The sequence below is a fragment of the Bradyrhizobium sp. Arg816 genome (assembly GCF_029989365.1).
GTDB lineage: Bacteria > Pseudomonadota > Alphaproteobacteria > Rhizobiales > Xanthobacteraceae > Bradyrhizobium.
Genome location: NZ_JAPRAQ010000271.1, coordinates 1 through 256, shown reverse-complemented (window position 1 = coordinate 256; position 256 = coordinate 1). Strand labels below are relative to the sequence as shown.

Sequence of the window (256 nt, the reverse complement as noted above, 5' to 3'; positions counted from 1 at the left end):
CCGAAGGCTGAGATAACGCACCGAGGACCGATCAGCCCCAATCACTTCACACGCCCGCCGCTGACTGACCTCAAAACTCGAACAAAGGTGAGCCACAGCCTGCCGCCTTGCAACGGGCGTCACCATTAATTTGAATTGAGGTCCTTTAGCATGGCGTTGTCGAGCATCGCCTCGGCCAACAGCTTCTTCAGCTTCGCATTCTCGTCGGCAAGGACCTTGAGGCGCCGAGCTTCGGATACGTCCAGGCCACCATACC

General features: G+C 57.8%; 1 pseudogene. It reads right to left on the bottom strand.

Annotation, left to right across the window (positions count from 1 at the left end):
- Window positions 1–256: pseudogene (locus OWC48_RS46850) on the bottom strand (IS3 family transposase); the annotation flags it as partial.